Here is a 14,909-nt window from a genome sequence, read left to right on the forward strand (position 1 = left end):
GCCCAGATAAGGCGTTTGCTGCACTTATCAACTGCAAGTCATGCGTCTTCCGCCTTGTCCGGGGTCTGGTTATAGTGACGGCAAATAACCACGGGACACCTCAATGGAATTGTTTTCAGACCAGCCCGGCGACGAGGGCTTGCCGGGCGTCGAACGACGCCGGGTCATGATCGCGGTGATGCTGGCGACCACCATGGCGGTGTTCGACGGCACCATCGTCAATGTCGCCCTGCCGCAGATCGGCCAGGCGCTGGCGGCGTCCCCGGGGCAGATCATCTGGGTGGCCAACGCCTATCTGCTGGCCGTGGCGATGACCCTGGCGACCTTCGCTTCGCTGTCGAGCCGGGTCGGTTTCCGGGTTCAGTTCAGCGCCGGCCTGGCGGTATTTACCCTGGCCTCGCTGGGCTGTGCGCTATCGTCGTCGATCTCGATGCTGGTGGCCATGCGGGTGCTGCAGGGCCTGGGCGGGGCGGCAATGCTCAGCATCGCGCCGGCGATCCATCGCACCGTGTTTCCCAATCGCCTGCTGGGCCGCATCCTCGGCCTGAACGCGGTGCTGGTGGCGGCCAGTACCGCCGTCGGCCCGGCCCTGGGCGGCACCTTGCTGGCGGTGCTGGGATGGCAGTGGATCTTTGCCATCAACGTGCCGCTGGGTATCGGTGCGGTGTACTTGTCGATGACCACCGTGCCCGATGCGCGCAAGCCCGCGATGGGGCGCTTCGACACCCTCGGGGCAGTCCTGTCGGCCATTGCGATGGGGGCCCTGATCATGGCCGCCGACGCCTGCGCCGGGCTGGCCGACAGCGGACAGGCGGGCAAGGCGGCGGCGACGGCCGGTGCCTTCGGCGTGGTGGCGCTGGCCGCCGCGGTGGTCTTCGTCTGGGACCAGCGCCGCGCCGCCGAGCCGCTGTTGCCGCTGGCGATGTTTGCGTCGGGGCGCTTCTCGCTGGCCGCGCTGACCTCGCTGGCGTCCTTCGTCGGCCAGGGCATTGCCTTCGTCGCCTTGCCGTTCCTGTTCCAGAATGCCTATGGCTACAGCGCCTTCCAGTCGGCGGCGCTGTTTACGCCCTGGCCGATCGGCATCGTATTGGTGGCATCGAGTGCCGGACGGCTGGCCGACCGTCATTCGCCGGCCGTGTTGTCGACGCTGGGCCTGGCGCTGTTTGCCGTCGGCCTGGCGTTGCTGGCCTGCCTGCCCGACCAGGGCCGGCCATGGGATATCGCCTGGCGCACGCTGGTCTGCGGCATGGGTTTCGGTTTCTTCCAAAGCCCCAACAATCGCGAAATGCTGTCCAACGTGGCGCGCCAGTACAACGGCCATGCCTCGGGCGTGCTGGCCATCATGCGCACCTTCGGGCAGTGCCTGGGAGCGGCGTTGCTGGGCGTGGTGCTGGCCATCTGTACCGCGCGGGCGGCGGCCCATGGCCAGGTGCAGATGAATGCGGCCGAGGACGCCCAGGCCATCCGGCTGGCGCTGTGGGTGGCGGTGGCGGCGATCCTGATGGCTGCGGCGGTGAGCTACCGGCGTATCGGCCAGGCGCGCCCGCCGCTGTCGTAGCGCCGGTCCGGCCGGTCATGCTGCACCCGGCATCCGCGTTGCAGCGGGCGCCGGGTTGGAATCGTGAGAACGGAATAATAGAATTCATCCCGTCCCAGAGGAGCGGTGAAGTGGGAAATGTAATTTTTTATGAATCTGCCAGCCTCGCAATGACATCGCACACCGCGCTAGGTTCGTTGTGGCGGTAACTATTTGTCACATAATCCCGTCATTCAAGAAAATGGTTTTTTTAATAAATTCCTTTTGCAATGACATCATTTCCTTCAACGCCAATGAGCCCGAAACAACGATCTGTTTGGCTCTTTGATCATGGCAGGCACCAGCGACAATGCGCACGGTAGCGCCGTTTAGCGCTCGTACCTTGTCCTGGGGAAATGTCATGAAATGGTTTCGCAATCTTAAAATCGCCAAGAAGCTGCTGGTTTCCTTTGTCTGCGTGCTGGCGCTCATGGCCATCCTCGGCATCTTCTCGATCAAGCAACTCGACCAGGTGAACCGCGCATCGACCGAGATCACCACCGACTGGATGCCCAGCATCCGCACGCTGGCCGAGCTGAAGTTGCTGCTGGCACGGGTGCGCAGTTTCGAGTCGCAGATGGCGATCTACGACGGCGATGCCGAGGCGATGACGGCCCTGGTCAAGCGTTCGCAGGTCGTGCTGGGATTGCTCGGGACAACCCTGAAGGCCTACGAGGCAGAAATTTCCGCCCCGGCCGAAAAAGAAGTCTATCCGGCCGTCAAGAACAGCGTGGCGGAGTTCCTGGTCGAACACGAGAAGATCATGGCCGCGTTCCTGGCCAACAACAACGCCGAGGGGCGCACGCTGTTCCTGGGCCGTTCCAACAAGATCTATCCGGAACTGCTGGCCAACCTGGACAAACTGGTCAAGATCAACGGCGAAGGCAGCGAAGCGGCGACCAAAGGCGCCGACGACACGTTCAAGAGCGGTCGCGTGTGGATCGTCGCGATGCTGGCGGCGGCATTGCTGATCGGCATGGCGCTGGCGCTATATGTGGCGCGTATCATCGCCGCGCCCCTGAGCGCCGCCGTGGCGGTCGCCCAGCGCGTGGCGCAGGGCGACCTGACGGCAGATATCAAGCCTGAAAGCAGCGACGAGACCGGCCAGCTCATGCTGTCGCTCAAGGCCATGAACGACAGCCTCCTGGGCGTGGTCGGCCAGGTGCGCGGCGGCACCGACACCATCGCCACCGCCTCGACCCAGATCGCCAGCGGCAACCTCGACCTGTCCAGCCGCACCGAAGAGCAGGCCAGCTCGCTGGAACAGACCGCCTCGGCGCTGGAAGAGCTGACCTCCACCGTGAAGCAGAACTCCGACAACGCACGCCAGGCCAACCAGCTGGCGGTCAATGCATCGCAGGTGGCCGAGGAGGGCGGCAAGGTGGTTGGCCAGGTAGTGGCCACCATGTCCTCCATCAAGGAGGCGTCAACCCGCATCGTCGAGATCATCAGCGTCATCGATGGCATCGCTTTCCAGACCAATATCCTGGCCCTGAATGCTGCCGTCGAAGCCGCGCGTGCCGGTGAGCAAGGACGGGGGTTCGCGGTGGTGGCCTCGGAAGTGCGCAGCCTGGCGCAACGCTCGGCGTCGGCCGCCAAGGAAATCAAGGTGCTCATCGATGATTCGGTGACCAAGGTGGGCGCGGGCACGACCCTGGTCGAGACCGCCGGTGAAACCATGACCGAGGTAGTGTCGAGCGTGCGGCGGGTGACCGATATCGTGGCCGAGATCTCGGCCGCCAGCCAGGAACAGAGCGTCGGTATCGACGAGATCAATCGCGCCGTGGCGCAGATGGACGAAGTGACCCAGCAGAATGCGGCCCTGGTCGAGGAGGCCGCTGCGGCGGCGCAATCGATGCAGGAGCAGGCGCGCAACCTGTCCGAGGTGGTGAGCGTATTCAAGCTGCACCAGCTGGCCGGGCACAACGTCGCACGCACTTGACGCAGGTGGGGCGGTGGCATGGCGCATAATGATGCGTCGACCCCAACCAACCGCCGCCATGAGCCTGTCGCTGCAACGCATACACCACGTCGCCGTCATCTGTACCGACTACCGGGTCTCGAAGGCCTTCTATGTCGACCTGCTGGGATTGCGGGTGGTGGCAGAAAACCACCGTCCCGAGCGCGACTCCTACAAGCTCGACCTGGCCTTGCCCGATGGCGGGCAGCTCGAGCTGTTTTCCTTCCCTGCGCCACCGCCGCGGCCCTCGCGGCCCGAAGCCGCCGGCCTGCGGCACCTGGCATTCGTGGTCGACGACGTCAATGCCGCCAAGGCATGGCTGCAAGCACAAGGGGTCGCCGTCGAACCGGTACGCATCGATCCCTTCACGCACCAGCGATTCACCTTCTTTGCCGACCCCGATGGCCTGCCGTTGGAATTGGTCGAGCGCCTGCCCGCCTGAGCGACGGCTGCGCCCGGGACGTGCCGGATAGTTGCGTTTTTCGCAATCGTGACTTGCGCCCAGCGTCATCCTCGTGCGCCCACGGGAATGGCCGGGGCTGGCTATACTGGCTGCCATGAGACTGCCCGACCTTAACCTGCTGATCGCCTTCGATATCCTGCTCGAGGAAGGCAGTGCCGCCGCCGCGGCACGCCGCCTGAACATCAGTGCGCCGGCGATGAGCCGGACCCTGTCGCGCATACGGCAGGCCTTCGGCGACCCCATCCTGGTGCGTTCGGGCCGTGGCCTGGCGCCGACGCCGCGTGCGCTGGAATTGCACGAGCAGGTCAGGGCGGTGGTGGAACAGGCGCATGCGGTGTTTACCACCGGACGGCAAGTCGATTTGCTGCGCCTCGAACGCACCTTCAACCTGCGTGCCAACGATGTCTTCATCGGCGCATTCAGCAGCAGGCTGCGCGAGCTGCTGCATCGCCATGCGCCGCGCACGGTATTGCGCTTCGTGCCGGAAAGCGATGTCGACGACCGGGCACTGGAAGAAGGGCGCATCGATCTCTACATCAGCGCCCGCCGGGACTTTGCACCCGATACCAAGGTCCAGCACCTGTTCTACACCGAACTCAAGGGCATGGCGCGCGACGACCACCCGATCTTCGATGCGCCCATCGACGCGGCGCGCTTCATTGCCTACGATCACATCAGCGTGTCGCGACGCGGCCGCACCAGCGGCCCCATCGACGACGCCCTGGCCGCGATCGGACTGGCGCGACGGGTGTCGCTGGTGACCCCGAATTTTCATTCGGCGATCTTCGCCCTGGGCGGTTCCGACCTGGTGCTGCCGTCGATGCCCACCAGCATGATGCACAACGTGCGCGAGCTGGGCATGAAGCTGCGGGTGTTCGACTTGCCGCTGGTGCTGCAACCGGTCGACATCGTCCAGGCCTGGCATCCCCGGCTGGACCACGACAATGCCCATCGCTGGCTGCGGCGCATGCTCAAGCAAGCCTGTTCCGAGGTCACCGGTACCTGAGGTGCACGCCGGCCAGGGCAACGGCACGCGCCAGCTGGGCGACGTCATCCGGTCCTGGCTTCCATTTTGCGGAACCGACGATTAGCCAATCGTCAGTTTTCGCAATGATGGCGTCTTCCTATACTGGGACCATCGTCATTACCGGATCGTGTTCCATGCGCCGCCTCGTTCGTGCTCGTCCCTGTTTCCATTACCCGCGGTGCTCGTCATGATCGCCGCCGCGTCGGGCATCGTGCCGGCGCCACCTGCGGCGTCTGCCGCGCCACCCCGGCCGGCCGCCTTCGGCGTGCGCATTGCGGTGGGGCTGGCCGGGGTGCTGCTGGCGGTACTGGTAGCCGGCCTCAACGAGAATGTCACCAAGATGGCGCTGGCCGATATCCGAGGCGGCATGGGCCTGGGCCGCGACGAAGGCAGCTGGCTGGTCAGCCTGTATGCGGCCGGCTCGGTCAGTGCCATGGCCGTGGCGCCCTGGTGCGCGGCCACCTTCTCGCTACGCCGTTTCACGCTGGCCATGCTGGCCGCCTTCACCTTGCTTGGCGTGGCGTGTCCGCTGGCACCCGACCTGCCGGTGCTGCTGGTGTTGCGCACCTTGCAAGGGGTCGCTGGCGGCGCCCTGCCACCGATGCTGATGACGGTGGCGCTGCGTTTCCTGCCGCCCGGCATCAAGCTGTATGGCTTGGCCAGCTACGCGCTGACGGCCACCTTCGGCCCCAGCCTGGGCATGCCGTTGGCGGCGCTGTGGACCGAATACGCCAGCTGGCGCTGGGTGTTCTGGCAAGTGCTGCCGCCTTCGCTGCTGGCCATGGCCGCGGTGGCCTGGGGCTTGCCGCAAGACCCGTTGCGCCTGGAACGCTTGCGGCAATTCAACTGGCGCGGCTTGTTGCTGGGCCTGCCGGCCATTGCCCTGAGCGTGATCGTGCTGACCCAGGGCGAGCGCTGTGGCTGGTTCGGCTCGTCATCGATCGTCGCCATGACCCTCGCGGCAGTGCTGCTGGCGTTGCTGCTGCTGGTCAATGAATGGTGCCATCCCTTGCCGTTCTTCCGCCTGCAGCTGCTGGCCAACCGTAACCTGGCGTTTTCGCTGGTGATGCTGGGCGGCGTGCTGTTCGTGCTGCTGGCGGTGTCATTCATCCCGGCCGGCTACCTGGCCCAGGTGCACGGCTATCGGCCCTTGCAGACGGCACCCATGATGCTGGTGGTGGCCTTGCCGCAGCTGCTGGCGCTGCCCCTGGTGGCGGCACTGTGCAACCTGCGGCGTGTCGATTGCCGCTGGGTGCTGGCCGCCGGACTGGGCCTGCTGGCGCTGGCGTGCTGGTTGGGAACGCAGATGACGTCGGCCTGGATCGGTGACAATTTCTATCTGCTGCAGATGTTGCAGATATTTGCCCAGCCGATGGCGGTGCTGCCGCTGCTGATGCTGGCGACCAATGGCCTGGCGCCACAGGATGGCCCGTTCGCCTCGGCCTGGTTCAATACCGTCAAGGGCTTCGCTGCGGTGCTGGCCGGTGGCGTGCTGGAGGCATTGCTCACCAGGCGCCGCCACTTCCATTCGACCATGCTGGTCGACCGGCTCGGCAACCTGTGGGGCGGCGATGCGCCGCTGGCCCTGGCCGGCCGGCTGCACCGCGAAGTGGCAGTATTGAGCGCGGTCGATTTGTACCGCGCGATGGCCTGGCTGGCACTGGCGCTGATCGTGCTGATCCCGCTGGCGGCCACCCGTATTCATCCACCACGGGCGACCTGATTGTCTCGTCCCGTACTTCCATCTGATTTTTTTCCGGATCATTTCATGACAGCCATTTCCTTTTCGCGGCGCACGCCCGTGCTGTTCGCCGTGGCCGCCCTGGCCATTTGCGGCTGCGCCTATGGCGCCACGCGCTACCTCTCGTCGGGCCAGGCGCAAAGCACCAACGATGCCTTCGTCAGCGCCGACTATTCCATCGTCTCGCCCAAGGTGTCCGGTTTCATCGCGACCGTGCTGGTGCAGGACAACCAGAACGTCAAGGCCGGCCAGTTGCTGGCCACTATCGACGACCGCGAATATCGCGCCGCGCTGGAGGCGGCCCAGGCCGACGTGGCCCAGGCGCAAGCACAGGCGGTGGGCGGCCAGGCGGCGCTGGTGCGCCAGCAGGCCGCGATCCGCGAAGTGCAGGCGCAGGGCGAGGTGCATCTGGCCGAACTCGACTTCGCACGCGGCGACGTCGCCCGTTATGGGCACCTGGCCGAGCAGGGCGCCGGCACGGTGCAGCATGCGCAGCAGGCCAGGAGCCGGCTCGACGCTGCCGTCGCCCGCCAGGCGCAGGACCATGCCATGCTGGAGTCGACTCGCTTGCAACTGGCGGTGCTGCAGGCGCAAGTCGAGGCCGCGCGGGCTGCGCTGCTGCGCGCGCGCGCCACGCTGCGCCGGGCCGAGCTGGACCTGTCGCATACACGCCTGGTGGCGCCGTTCGACGGCGTCGTCGGGCGCCGTGCGGCAAGGGTCGGCAACCTGGTCAGTCCCGGTGCCGCGCTGTTGGCGGTGGTGCCGCTGCAGCGCACCTATGTGATCGCCAATTTCCAGGAGAACCAGCTCACCCGGCTGCGACCCGGGCAGCCGGCCGACATCCGTGTCGATACCTACCCGGGGCGGCGCTGGCATGGCACGGTCGACAGCATCGCGCCCGCCACGGGCGTGACCTTTGCCGCCGTCGCGCCGGACAACGCGACCGGCAACTTTACCAAGGTGGTGCAGCGCATCCCGGTGCGCATTGCGTTGGAGCAGGCCGCGCCGTCGGTGGACTTGCTACGCGTGGGCATGTCGGTGGAAGTGTCGGTCGATACCGCCAGCAAGGGATAAGCCATGATCGGGTTCATTGATGTGCGGCGAGCGGCGCTCAGGCTTTGCCCGTGGCTGGCCAGCCTGGTCATCGGCGGATGCGCGGTCGGTCCCGACTACGTTGCGCCGACGCCCGCCCTGGCGTCCCGATGGGCGGCGCACGAGGCGACTGCCGGCGCCGTCTTTTCTGCCGATGCGGTGGACGATGCCTGGTGGCAGCGCTTCGGCGACCCGGTGCTGAGCGCGCTGATTGAGCGCATGATCCGCGACAATCTCGACCTGCAGATGGCGTCGAGCCGGCTGCAGCAGAGCCTGGCCGCCAGCGGCGCCACGGCGGCGGCGGGCTGGCCGCAGTTGCGGGCCGAGGGCAGTGCCCTGCGTGCGCGCAACAGCGCCAATGGCTTGCTCGATCCGTCCGGGCATGCCGGCCAGGCGCCCTACAACGTCTGGCAGGGTGCCGTGCAGGCCAGCTGGGAACTGGACTTGTGGGGCCGCCTGGCTCGCGAGCGCGAAGCCGCGGGCGCCCGGGTGGAGATGGCCGGCGAGTCGCGGCACGCGGCGCTGGTGTCGCTATCGGCCACGCTGGCGCAAGACTACATCCGCTTGCGCGGCGCCCAGCACCAGCTGCGCCTGGGACAAGACGACCTGGCGCTGGCGCGGCAGGTCTTGCGCCTGACGCGCGTGCGCCAGGCCGAAGGCGTAGCGACCCGGTTCGAGGTGGAGCAGGCGCGGGCGCAGGTGGCCGAGGTGGAGGCCAGCCTGCCGGCGCTGCAGCAGCGCGCGTGCGAACTGGCCAACGCCATCGGCCTGCTGCTGGCGACGCCACCGCAGGCGCTGTCGCAGATGCTGGAAGCAGTACCGGCGCCGGCGGCAGTACGCATTCCCGACATGCAACAGCCGGTGGCGGTAGGCCTGCCCAGCCAATTGGCGCAACGACGGCCGGATATCCGCCGTGCACAGGCGGCGCTGCATGCGGCAACGGCCGAGATCGGCGTCGCCGAGGGCGATTTCTATCCGCGTATCACCCTCAGTGGCAGCGTAGGCGCGCAGGCCATGCAACTGTCCGACCTGGGGAGCTGGAGTTCGCGCAGCGTTGCCATCGGCCCCGGGGTAAGCCTGCCCTTGTTCGACGGCGCTCGCTTGCGGGCGATGCTGCGCCTGCGCAATGCGCAACAGGTCGAGGCGGCGCTGCAATACCGCAAGACCGTGCTGGGCGCCTGGCATGAAGTGGACGATGCGATGAATGCCTGGCAGGCCGGCGCCGTCGTGCGCGACCGCCTCGGCGAGGCACTGGCCCACAGCCGTGCCGCCTGGGACGACGCGCAGCAGCAATACGCGCAGGGCACCGTCGATTACCTGCATGTGCTCACTGTCGAACAAGGCTTGTTGCGCCACCGGCGCGCTTTCTCGGACAGCCAGGCGGCATCGTCGCTGGCGTTGGTCGACCTCTACCGCGCACTGGGCGGCGGCTGGCAGCAGGCGCTGCCGCCGGTGGCGGTGCAACCCGTTATTGAAAGGACACCAGGATGACATTGAAAAACGACCGCTTCACATTGCACGACACCAGCGGCTTTCCGCTGGTGCGCTTTCACAACGAACGGGCCAGCGCCGGCTATGCGCTGCAATGGCAGCACGAAATGGAGGCGCTGCTGGCGCACGGCGCACCGTTTGTCATCCTGACCGTGGCGCCGCATGGCGAGGAGACCCAGGACGACCGCAAGTCGCGCGGCATCTGGCTCAAGCACCACCGCCAGGCGCTGTCACAGCTGTGCCTAGGCCTGGCCAGCGTGGAGCCGGACGCCGTGAAGCTGGCGGCGCTGCGGCAGATGGCCCAGGGCGCCACGCGTGCCTTCGGCGTGCAGCAGTTCGTGACGGCCACCGAAGCCGAGGCGATCGAGGCGCTATCGCGCGTATTGCGCAGGCATGACGAGGCGGCGCACGACTAGCAACGGGCGCGCCGGCTTTGCTGCCGGCCTGCCGGCGGCAGGCGCGCGATGTCAGCGGCCGGTAAATACCGGTGCGCGTTTTTCCTTGAAGGCCAGTTGCGCCTCGCGCGCGTCGCTGGTCTTGCCGATGGCGGCGGTCATGTCCTGTTCGTAGCGATAGCCGTCGCGCAGGCTCATGTCTTCGATGACGTTCATGGTGTGCTTGCCCATGCGGGTCGACACCGGGCTCTTGGCGGCGATGGTGGTGGCGATTTCCAGCGCGGCGGCCAACAGTTCGTCGGCGGCCACGCAGGCTTCCACGATCCCCAAGCGATACAGCTCCTCGCCGCCGACCCGGTAGCCGGTCAGTGCCATGCGGCGCAGGCGCGAATGCGAGAACAGGCGCATGGCGTGGCGGCAGCCGCCGAGCAGGCCGACATCGACCTCCGGCAGCCCCAGCGACGCCTTCTCGGATGCCACCAGGATATCGGCCGACGCCACCATGGCCAGGCCCGAGCCGAGCGCAGCGCCGTTGATGGCGACCACCACCGGCTTGGCGCATTCTCGGATAGCGTGGAAGCATTCGCGGGTGCGGCGGGAATGCGCCATGAAATCGCCCGCCTGCCTGATATTGTCGGCGCGGCCCTTGAGGTCGGCGCCGGCACAGAACACCTTGCCGGCGCCGGTCAGCACCACCGCGCGGATATCGTCGATCTCCGAGATGGCGTCCAGCGCCATGGTCAATTCATCGTTGAGGGTGCGGGTGAGCGCATTGACCGGCGGACTGTTCAGGGTCAGCGTGGCGACATGGTTGGCGATGGCCACGTCGAGCTGGGTGTAACGCTGCAGTTGATCGAGCATGATGGTCCTGGGTGAAGTTCAGTTGTCGAAGCCGTACAGCGCCTGCGGGTTGTCCACCAGTATCTGCTGGCGCACGGCCGCATCGGGCACCCATTGGTGAAAGCGGTCGAGCAATGCGCCCACATCGGGCGCGCGCTCGCCCATGCGCACGTAGGGCCAGTCCGACCCCCACAGCAGGCGCGCCGGGTTGGCCGCCACCAGGGCATCGTGGAACGGGCGCAGGTCGGCGTAGTCGGGCGCCGCATTGGAGACGCGGCACAGCGACAGCTTGACCCACACCTGCGATTGCCTGAGCGCTTGCAGCACCGCCTGGAAACCCGGATCGTCCAGGCCGCGTTCCACCTTGAGGCAGGCCATGTGATCCAGCACCACGGCCAAGCCGGTGGGGCGCAGTTGCGCCAGCAGGGCCGGGTAGGCGTCGCAGGGCGCCCATAGCTGGGCATGCAGGCCGGTCTTCTTCATGGCCGGCACCAGCGCCAGCAAGTCGTCGACGCCGACGCTGCCCGGGAACCTGTCACCGGCAGGGGTGCGCATCTCGACGAAGCGCAGGCCGCGAATGCCGCCATCGAACAGCTGCTGCAACTGCTGCTCGCTGGTGCCGGCGCGGGCGGCGGCGATGCCGCGCACCTGGCCGCGGCCATTGGCGATGGCGTCCAGGATCGGCCCGGCGTCGGTGCCGTAGGGCGCCGGCTGCACCAGCACGCCGCGTGCGGTGCCGACGGTGCCACGCATCTGCGCATAGAGGGCCGCCGGCGCCAGCGGCGGTGGGTAGCTGGACGCCTCGGCCAGCGGAAACCGCTGGTAGGGACCGAACACGTGGGCATGCGCATCGCAGGCCTGCGCCGGCAGCCTGTGCCTCGGCGCGGCAGGCATGCGCGGCGTTTCGGTCTGCTCGGGGATGAAGCCTGGCGCGGTCATGAGGGCATCTCCACCGAGGACGCCACCAGGCTTGCGGCCGGCAGTTCGGCCAGCACCGGCCGGGCATCGTGCATGTCGATCTCCAGCTGCGGTTCGGGGTGTTCTTCGGGCAGTGGAATCTGATGCACGTTGAGCGTCATTGCCACCATCGTGTAGTAGCCGAGGATGGCGCCGAGCTCGACGATGCCGGCCTCGCCGTAGATGGCCAGGACGCGCTGGTAGGTGTCCTCGTCGACATTGCCGGTCTGCTGCAACTGGCGTGCATATTCGTAGACCGCGGCATCGCCGGCGTCGGCGAAGCGCGGTGCGTCACAGACGCGGATGGCTGCGATGACGTCGTCGGGCAGGCCGCCGGCCTGTGCCGCCAGCGCGTGGATGGCCCATTCCAGCTGGCTGTTCCAGCGCCGCGCGGCCACCAGGATCACCAGCTCGCTATGGCGTGGCGGAATGCTGGTGCCGAAGCGCAGCAGCGCGCCCATCTTCTGCCAGCGGTCGGCCAGCGCCGGATTGTGCAAGGCGGCCTTGAGCGGGCCGACCAGGCGCGCGCGCGGCCCGCTGACGATATCGTCGTAGACCAGGCGCTGTTCGGCGCTCATGGTGTCGGGGGTAGGAAAGGAAATTCTTGGCATGGTGGCTCCGGGGTTGGTGGCGTCAGATCACGCCGGCGCTGTTCCAGGCCGAGATCTGTTGGGCGTCGAAGCCCAGTTCGGCCAGCACTTCGTCGGTATGCTGGCCCAGCAAGGGCGGCGCCTTGTCGAAGCTGAGCGCGGCCTGGGCAAAGCGCATCGGGCTGCGGATCTGTGGCACCGAACCGGCGCTCGGATGGGCGATGTCGAGCAGCATGCCGCGATGCTTGACCTGCTCGTCCTCGAACACCTGCGGGATGGTATTGATCGGGCTGCAGGGAACGCCGGCGGCGTCCAGCAGGTTGGCCCATTGCTGCATGCCGCGCGTCTTCAACACCTCGGTGATCATCGGCAGCAGTTCGGCCTGGTGGCGCACCCGGTTGCCGTTGCTGGCAAAGCGTTCGTCGCTGGTCCACTCGGGATGGCCGATGACCTGGCAGAACTTGGCGAACTGGCCGTCGTTGCCGACCACCAGCACGATGTAGCCATCGGCGCAGGCGAACACGTCCTGCGGCTGGATGTTGGGATGCTTGTTGCCGGCGCGCCTGGGGGTCTTGCCCGAGATCAGGTAGTTCATGCCCTGGTTGGCGATCGAGCCGACCATCACGTCCAGCATGCCGATGTCGATGTAATCGCCCAGGCCGCTCTGGGAACGCCGCGCCAACGCCGCCAGCACCGCCACCGAGGTGTACATGCCGGTCATCAGGTCGACAATGGGCACGCCCACCTTCTGCGGACCGCCGCCGGGCAGGTCGTCGCGCTCGCCGGTCACGCTCATGAGCCCGCCCATGGCCTGGATCATGAAGTCGTAGGCCGCGTTGTCGGCCTTGGGGCCGGTCTGGCCGAAGCCGGTCACCGAGCAGTAGATCAGCCCGGGATTGATCTTCTTGAGGTCGTCATAGGCCAGCCCGAACTTGGCCAGCGTGCCGACCTTGTAGTTCTCCAGCAGGATATCGGACTGCGCCGCCAGTTCGCGGATGATGCGCTGGCCGTCGCTGCTGTTGAGGTCGACCGTGATGGATCGCTTGCCGCGATTGCAGGCCAGGTAGTAGCCGGCCTCGCGGGTTTCGTTGCCGTCCCGGTCCTTCAGGAAGGGCGGACCCCAGCTGCGGGTGTCGTCGCCCACCCCGGGACGCTCGACCTTGATGACGTCGGCGCCGAGGTCGGCCAGGACCTGTCCCGACCAGGGGCCGGCCAGGATACGCGAAAGATCGAGCACTTTGATATGAGAGAGCGGGCCTGCCATAAAGACTCCGGATAAGCGATTCGAATGAAAAAGGGTGGGGTGCGCCGCCGCCTCAGGTGGCGGCGTCGTCCGGTACCGTGGCGATGGCGGACGGCCGGCGGCAGAAACCGTCGTGCCAGTGCGCCAGTTGCGTGCGGCCGTGGCGCCAGTCGAGGTCGGCGAAACGGTAATCGAGATACGACAGCATGCAGCCGATGGTGAGGTGGCCGATGTCGAAGCCGCTGCCGGCCAGCGCCGGTGCCTCGGTTTCGAGCCGGTCCAGCGCGGTGTCGATCTTGAGCTGGAACGAGGCCAGCCAGTCGGGAAGTTGCCGGGCCGCCGTCTTCATGCGCTCCTGGCGCCAGATCAACAGCACCGACAGCATGCCGTCGCCCAGCGCCTGGCGTCGCAACGCGGTCCAGCGAGCCGGCCCCGCGACCGGGAACAGGCGCGGCCCGTCATGCAGCGTATCGAGATACTCGCAGATCACCGGCGAGTCATACAGCGGCTCGCCCGAGTCCAGCACCAGCGCCGGGATCTGCGACAGCGGGTTGTCGGCCATGATCGCCGGGTTGGGCGTGGCGATGGCGGCCACCGAGCGCACGTACTGCACGCACGACTCGAGTCCGGTTTCCTTGAGCAGGATGACCACCTTGCGCACGAATGGCGAACGTGGCGACCAATGTAGCTTCATGCCGTTTCCTCATCTGTCGATGACCGGTAACGGCAGGCATGCCGTTACTTCAGTCTGATGTCGAGGCGAATCACATCGCCCCGGTAAATACCCCGGCCCACGAACACCACGCGGCCGGCCTGGTCCACCGCCGAGCGCGTGACGTACGCGATGGGCGCATTGAGCGCAATCTGCAGCAGCTCGGCGATCTGCGGATCGGCCGAGCCCAGCGTCAACGTCTGGTGCGCTTCGACGATCTCCAGCCCGGGCAGATCGCGCAGGATGCGCATCGAGGTCTTGGTCTCGAACGACTTCTTCGGGATCCTCTTGCATACCTCGGCGTCGATGTAGACGTCGCCCAGGTAGTACGGCTTGCCGTGGCGCCAGTGACGGCGGCGCCAGTGTTCATAGGCCGGCGCCATCACGCCGATGGCAGCATCGACCGGCGCTGGCGTGAGGCGTTGCCGCGCCGTGAGCACCTCGATGCTGGCGCCTTCCGGCGCCAGCAGTTGGCCCGACCAGTCGGTGGCCACTTCGCACCAGAATTGCTCCTGGGGCTTGCCGATGACGAAGGTGCCCTTGGCGCGATAGCGCGCGATCAGCTTCTCGTGCTCCAGCAGGTCCAGCGCCTGGCGCACCGTGGCGCGTGCCACCTGGCAATCCTCGGCCAGCTCGTCGACCGTCGGGATCTGCTCGCCCACGGCCCATTGGCCCGACTCGACGCGGTTGCGAAACAGGCTCGCCAGTTGCACGTAGCGCGGCACCGCGCTGCGGCTGAAGTCGATCACGGCCTTGCGCGGATCGGACAGCTCGGGGGCGGACGGGCGGACGGTTTGGTTTTTCATCAAAGGCTTTCAGGTG

The 14,909-nt window shown here is 67.0% G+C and carries 15 protein-coding genes; 8 read left to right on the forward strand and 7 right to left on the reverse strand.

Annotation, left to right across the window (positions count from 1 at the left end; genetic code table 11):
• Nucleotides 1-103: 103 nt before the first annotated feature.
• Entirely contained in the window at nucleotides 104-1,558 is a 1,455-nt protein-coding gene (locus PMI40_RS00910) for an MFS transporter (RefSeq protein WP_008111184.1), read from the forward strand.
• Nucleotides 1,559-1,753: 195 nt separating this feature from the next.
• On the opposite strand, the gene PMI40_RS00915 is transcribed toward PMI40_RS00910, so the two are convergent.
• A complete protein-coding gene (locus PMI40_RS00915) occupies nucleotides 1,754-1,939 on the reverse strand; it encodes a hypothetical protein (protein WP_040501474.1) in 186 nt (61 codons plus the stop codon).
• On the opposite strand from PMI40_RS00915, the gene PMI40_RS00920 reads away from it, so the two are divergent.
• The 7 genes from PMI40_RS00920 to PMI40_RS00950 all read left to right on the forward strand — a co-directional run bounded on the left by PMI40_RS00920 (nucleotide 1,938) and on the right by PMI40_RS00950 (nucleotide 9,766).
• The gene (locus PMI40_RS00920) at nucleotides 1,938-3,518 is read left to right on the forward strand and encodes a methyl-accepting chemotaxis protein (RefSeq protein WP_008111186.1); all 1,581 of its coding nucleotides are present in this window, start codon (nucleotides 1,938-1,940) and stop codon (nucleotides 3,516-3,518) included. The genes PMI40_RS00915 and PMI40_RS00920 overlap by 2 nt on opposite strands.
• A 28-nt stretch (nucleotides 3,519-3,546) precedes the next feature.
• A complete protein-coding gene (locus tag PMI40_RS00925) occupies nucleotides 3,547-3,978 on the forward strand; it encodes a VOC family protein (RefSeq protein WP_369770629.1) in 432 nt (143 codons plus the stop codon).
• Between the two features lie 115 nt (nucleotides 3,979-4,093).
• On the forward strand, nucleotides 4,094-5,005 hold the full coding sequence (locus PMI40_RS00930; RefSeq protein WP_008111188.1) for a LysR family transcriptional regulator: 912 nt from the start codon (nucleotides 4,094-4,096) through the stop codon (nucleotides 5,003-5,005).
• A 208-nt stretch (nucleotides 5,006-5,213) separates the two neighbouring features.
• Complete coding sequence (locus PMI40_RS00935) at nucleotides 5,214-6,749, forward strand: MFS transporter (protein WP_008111189.1); 1,536 nt, start codon at nucleotides 5,214-5,216, stop codon at nucleotides 6,747-6,749.
• Nucleotides 6,750-6,794: 45 nt separating this feature from the next.
• Nucleotides 6,795-7,841: an HlyD family secretion protein gene (locus PMI40_RS00940; RefSeq protein ID WP_008111190.1), complete on the forward strand. Its 1,047-nt coding sequence runs from the start codon at nucleotides 6,795-6,797 to the stop codon at nucleotides 7,839-7,841.
• A gap of 3 nt (nucleotides 7,842-7,844) precedes the next feature.
• The gene (locus tag PMI40_RS00945) at nucleotides 7,845-9,350 is read left to right on the forward strand and encodes an efflux transporter outer membrane subunit (RefSeq protein ID WP_008111192.1); all 1,506 of its coding nucleotides are present in this window, start codon (nucleotides 7,845-7,847) and stop codon (nucleotides 9,348-9,350) included.
• Nucleotides 9,347-9,766, forward strand: coding sequence for a hypothetical protein (locus PMI40_RS00950; protein ID WP_008111194.1), 420 nt, complete (start codon nucleotides 9,347-9,349; stop codon nucleotides 9,764-9,766). Before PMI40_RS00945 ends, PMI40_RS00950 begins: the two co-directional genes overlap by 4 nt.
• Before the next feature lie 51 nt (nucleotides 9,767-9,817).
• On the opposite strand, the gene PMI40_RS00955 is transcribed toward PMI40_RS00950, so the two are convergent.
• The 6 genes from PMI40_RS00955 to PMI40_RS00980 are packed head-to-tail and all read right to left on the reverse strand — an operon-like array spanning nucleotide 9,818 to nucleotide 14,893.
• Entirely contained in the window at nucleotides 9,818-10,606 is a 789-nt protein-coding gene (locus PMI40_RS00955; RefSeq protein ID WP_008111195.1) for an enoyl-CoA hydratase/isomerase family protein, read from the reverse strand.
• 18 nt (nucleotides 10,607-10,624) lie between these two features.
• Nucleotides 10,625-11,524 carry an amidohydrolase gene (locus tag PMI40_RS00960; RefSeq protein ID WP_008111198.1) on the reverse strand — a complete coding sequence of 300 codons (900 nt, stop codon included), beginning with the start codon at nucleotides 11,522-11,524 and terminating at the stop codon, nucleotides 10,625-10,627.
• On the reverse strand, nucleotides 11,521-12,153 hold the full coding sequence (locus PMI40_RS00965) for a carboxymuconolactone decarboxylase family protein (protein ID WP_008111200.1): 633 nt from the start codon (nucleotides 12,151-12,153) through the stop codon (nucleotides 11,521-11,523). The genes PMI40_RS00960 and PMI40_RS00965 overlap by 4 nt, the downstream gene beginning before the upstream one ends.
• Before the next feature lie 22 nt (nucleotides 12,154-12,175).
• Nucleotides 12,176-13,396 carry a CaiB/BaiF CoA-transferase family protein gene (locus PMI40_RS00970; protein WP_008111202.1) on the reverse strand — a complete coding sequence of 407 codons (1,221 nt, stop codon included), beginning with the start codon at nucleotides 13,394-13,396 and terminating at the stop codon, nucleotides 12,176-12,178.
• A 52-nt stretch (nucleotides 13,397-13,448) separates the two neighbouring features.
• Entirely contained in the window at nucleotides 13,449-14,069 is a 621-nt protein-coding gene (locus PMI40_RS00975) for a glutathione S-transferase family protein (RefSeq protein ID WP_008111203.1), read from the reverse strand.
• A 44-nt stretch (nucleotides 14,070-14,113) separates the two neighbouring features.
• A complete protein-coding gene (locus tag PMI40_RS00980; protein WP_008111205.1) occupies nucleotides 14,114-14,893 on the reverse strand; it encodes a GntR family transcriptional regulator in 780 nt (259 codons plus the stop codon).
• Between the last annotated feature and the right edge of the window lie 16 nt (nucleotides 14,894-14,909).

This window comes from Herbaspirillum sp. YR522 (assembly GCF_000282575.1).
Lineage (GTDB): Bacteria > Pseudomonadota > Gammaproteobacteria > Burkholderiales > Burkholderiaceae_D > Herbaspirillum.

What these genes read in the sequence shown, in the direction of transcription:
- PMI40_RS00935 (WP_008111189.1), top strand. Translation starts at nt 5,214, where the DNA reads ATGATCGCCGCCGCGTCGGGCATCGTGCCGGCGCCACCTGCGGCGTCT.
- PMI40_RS00920 (WP_008111186.1), top strand. Translation starts at nt 1,938, where the DNA reads ATGAAATGGTTTCGCAATCTTAAAATCGCCAAGAAGCTGCTGGTTTCC.
- PMI40_RS00940 (WP_008111190.1), top strand. Translation starts at nt 6,795, where the DNA reads ATGACAGCCATTTCCTTTTCGCGGCGCACGCCCGTGCTGTTCGCCGTG.
- PMI40_RS00975 (WP_008111203.1), bottom strand. Translation starts at nt 14,069, where the DNA reads ATGAAGCTACATTGGTCGCCACGTTCGCCATTCGTGCGCAAGGTGGTC.
- PMI40_RS00925 (WP_369770629.1), top strand. Translation starts at nt 3,547, where the DNA reads ATGATGCGTCGACCCCAACCAACCGCCGCCATGAGCCTGTCGCTGCAA.
- PMI40_RS00980 (WP_008111205.1), bottom strand. Translation starts at nt 14,893, where the DNA reads ATGAAAAACCAAACCGTCCGCCCGTCCGCCCCCGAGCTGTCCGATCCG.
- PMI40_RS00960 (WP_008111198.1), bottom strand. Translation starts at nt 11,524, where the DNA reads ATGACCGCGCCAGGCTTCATCCCCGAGCAGACCGAAACGCCGCGCATG.
- PMI40_RS00950 (WP_008111194.1), top strand. Translation starts at nt 9,347, where the DNA reads ATGACATTGAAAAACGACCGCTTCACATTGCACGACACCAGCGGCTTT.
- PMI40_RS00970 (WP_008111202.1), bottom strand. Translation starts at nt 13,396, where the DNA reads ATGGCAGGCCCGCTCTCTCATATCAAAGTGCTCGATCTTTCGCGTATC.
- PMI40_RS00910 (WP_008111184.1), top strand. Translation starts at nt 104, where the DNA reads ATGGAATTGTTTTCAGACCAGCCCGGCGACGAGGGCTTGCCGGGCGTC.
- PMI40_RS00965 (WP_008111200.1), bottom strand. Translation starts at nt 12,153, where the DNA reads ATGCCAAGAATTTCCTTTCCTACCCCCGACACCATGAGCGCCGAACAG.
- PMI40_RS00955 (WP_008111195.1), bottom strand. Translation starts at nt 10,606, where the DNA reads ATGCTCGATCAACTGCAGCGTTACACCCAGCTCGACGTGGCCATCGCC.
- PMI40_RS00945 (WP_008111192.1), top strand. Translation starts at nt 7,845, where the DNA reads ATGATCGGGTTCATTGATGTGCGGCGAGCGGCGCTCAGGCTTTGCCCG.
- PMI40_RS00915 (WP_040501474.1), bottom strand. Translation starts at nt 1,939, where the DNA reads ATGACATTTCCCCAGGACAAGGTACGAGCGCTAAACGGCGCTACCGTG.
- PMI40_RS00930 (WP_008111188.1), top strand. Translation starts at nt 4,094, where the DNA reads ATGAGACTGCCCGACCTTAACCTGCTGATCGCCTTCGATATCCTGCTC.